Source organism: Arthrobacter sp. BL-252-APC-1A (genome assembly GCF_009696625.1).
GTDB lineage: Bacteria > Actinomycetota > Actinomycetes > Actinomycetales > Micrococcaceae > Arthrobacter_B.
This window is the reverse complement of the sequence record NZ_VULS01000026.1, coordinates 1-2930: the sequence shown is the minus strand read 5'-3', so window position 1 is coordinate 2930 and position 2930 is coordinate 1. Positions and strand designations below refer to the sequence as shown.

The window sequence follows — 2930 nt, the reverse complement described above, 5'->3', positions numbered from 1 at the left end:
AACAACAGGCACATCCGGCCTACTCAGAAAAACCATTCCCAACCGGAAACTTTCTTTTCTTTTCGCACCGCTGTGGTGTTTTACCAGCATATTCCATCCAGGCCGTTTTAGCAATTCGGCGAATTCCGAAGAATTCCCACCAAACCGGCTATAAAAGCCCTTCCGAACCCAGCATCCAGTCCCAGGCTTTCCCGCCGGCACACAAGGCGCGCAGCAGATCCACCATCAAAAGGAAGTTGGGGTTTGGCCGCCATGCTTCGGGTGCTTCATGCTTTCCAGCAGAGCGTCCCGGCCGCGGCGACTCAGAAGACTTTACACAGGTTTGCGCCTGCGTGCAAATCGCTCTGACCGCAGCGGAACCGGCCCCCGAGGGGACCGGTTCCGGACACGCTATTCCGGGTTACGGCTCTTGGCTCTGCCGGCGCCGGAGGGAGGCCAGGACAAGCATTGAACCGGCAATTACTGCCCCTCCGCCCATGAGGACCATATTCATTGATTCGGCACCCGTCTTGGGCAGCCGTTCGCTGACTGGAACCGGTGCATACAGGTTGGTAACCCCTGCCGCCTGGGTTGCCCCGGGGAGGATCGCCACTTCACCGGTAAACGTGGATTCAACCGTGACATCTTCGTTCGCTCCTGAGGTCGGTTCGGAGATGTTGCACAGCGTCCCGGCCGGGATGCCTTCGTAGAGCTGGGTGTATTCACCCGCTGTAGTGCCGGCTGCCAGTACGAAGACCTCGTCCACCACTCCCTCGCCGCACTGGACATGGATCACGATGTCATCCTGCAGCCCTGCACCTGTACCGGTGATGGTTTTGGTCACCAGCAGGCTGCCCGGGTTGAAGTCAACCGTGTTCGTGACAGCAAGCAAGTTCTCACCGTCGGTGATTGTCACCGGTTCCGGGAGAACGGGAGTGACAGTCACCTCGGAAGTTGATCCCGATACCGGCTCGGTCACCGCACAGACCGTTCCCACCGGGAGGTCGGTAACCGTTTCCGTTACCGGGGTATCGGTGCCGGCAGGGATTTCGAATGTGAAGACGCCGGACGCACCGCAGTCCACCAGCAGTGAGATAGCACCCTGGGCACCAGCTCCCTCACCGGCGAAGGCCTTGCTGACCGTCAGGTCCCCGGCGACAAAGAACTCCGCCGTTGCCTGGGCATTTGACTCGATCTGCGCGTCTGCCGCCAGGATCAGTTTCTGGGCATCCGTGACCTGGGGGTTGTTGCCTGCATAGAGGTAAACGTTGCCCGTCTGGACAGGAACTACTGCGGTGGCTGTCAGCACCACGGGCTCCGTGGTCTGATTGTCATTCCCTACCCACAGCTGCGTTCCGGAAGCTACGGTCGTGCCTGCCAGGGGGACCGTGCCCGCAGGATCCGTGTAGAGGGTGTAACCCTCCGGCACCTCAACGGTGACTGTAGCGGCATCGGAGGTAATGGTGAATGGACCGGTGACGCCGTCGGTCGGACCTGAAGCTACGGGCGGGTCAATCGCTACGTTGGGTGCCGGCGGCTCAGTCAGCGGTCCTGCAGCGAGTACATCCGCGACAATGGCAGCCGTGTAAGGACGAATAGGGTCAGTGTCCTGAAGGACGTAGCCATCGCTAAAGAACCACACAGCTGCCTGCACTGCTGCAGCCCGGACATTGTCCGACGGCGCGTCCGGGAGCCCCGGCTGGTCCGGGTAGTAGCTGTTTAGTACCCGGTTGACGTAGCCGATGTTGGGCACATTCGACTCATCCCAGGTGCCGCTCTCGTATCCCAAACCGGTGTACGTGGAGGTCCGGATATCGATGCAGTACATCTGCTGTGTGTTGCCGACTGCGTCAACAGTGGTGATGATGCCGGCGAACCCTTCGTTGGCGGGCTCGTAGCCCGCCGGCACGTCTTCGGGATACCCGGTTGTCGGGTCGAAGGCCCCAGTAGGAAGTCCGCCGGTCACGGCTTGCCCCGCGCCGGTGCCGGTCATGGTGATTTCCGTGATGTCCGACGGGACTTCCGCCCCCGGAGATTCCCCGGAGAACACGGCCTGCGCCGGCACGGCAAAGGGCAAAAGCATAAAGAGGAAGACCAGGAGACCGACGACGCCGGCGCCCCTGCCCTTCCGGCGCCCCAGGTAACGGTCGCTGCCCGCACCGCGGGCGGATCGGTAACGCAGACTCATGAGGTTCCTACTTTCGAGTGATGACGTGATGAACGCCGCAGGCCAGGCATTCCAGCCGCGAGGAGACTCCGTGCCCTGTGAGGCTAGCGCCGCGCGTTGAATATGAGAAGGGAGGAAGGCGAATCATCTCTCGATACTGATGTGAAGGCGTGACACACGGTGTGAGTCCGAGTAGGGAGGAACCGGAATCGACGGTTTTTCGATAGTGAGGTTCTGCGTCGTCATGTGTCTCGCACCCGCGCCGGGGCAGAGTGCGGCGTAGTCCGTGCCATAGTCTCCCGCCCCGGGTAATGCCCGCCGTCGCCTGCTCCCGTTTGCCGCCCCTGGTTGGCACTCACCTTCGGTTTAGGACAGTCCTCTATATTGGTTGACTCCTCGACGGCGTTGTCCTCCGTCTCGGGACGGCACTCCACATCGGGATACTCTTTGGGCGCGTTTCCCTGCTGTTGGGGACATTCCTGCCAGTTGGGGTCTTTCCTGCGCGGCGCCGGGTCAGGAAAGTCCCCGAGTGGCAGGGGTGTCCCAGATCGGAGGCTAATAGCCGCGGTGAGACGGTCCAGGCCCGGGCTCTCTTCTCCGGAGCGGGAGTTCTCCGGGAACGGTGGACTTCCCCGGCCCGGGCCGGCATGCTTTGGCGGCTCTTCACGGTTCGTGGTGAATGTTCTGCCGTGATGGGTGTTCATGCCACTGTTCTGGCGGCACTGCGCAACAGGATACGCGTTTTGTAGTTGCGTGCGTTGGTGAACCCCCGGCCCGTCCTTTT

General features: G+C 61.6%; 1 protein-coding gene. It reads right to left on the bottom strand.

The window, feature by feature from the left end; genetic code table 11:
- Positions 1-400 precede the first annotated feature (400 nt).
- Entirely contained in the window at positions 401-2167 is a 1767-nt protein-coding gene (locus FYJ28_RS17025; protein ID WP_154580186.1) for a DUF5979 domain-containing protein, read from the bottom strand.
- Positions 2168-2930 lie beyond the last annotated feature (763 nt).

What these genes read in the sequence shown, in the direction of transcription:
- FYJ28_RS17025 (WP_154580186.1), bottom strand. Translation starts at nt 2,167, where the DNA reads ATGAGTCTGCGTTACCGATCCGCCCGCGGTGCGGGCAGCGACCGTTAC.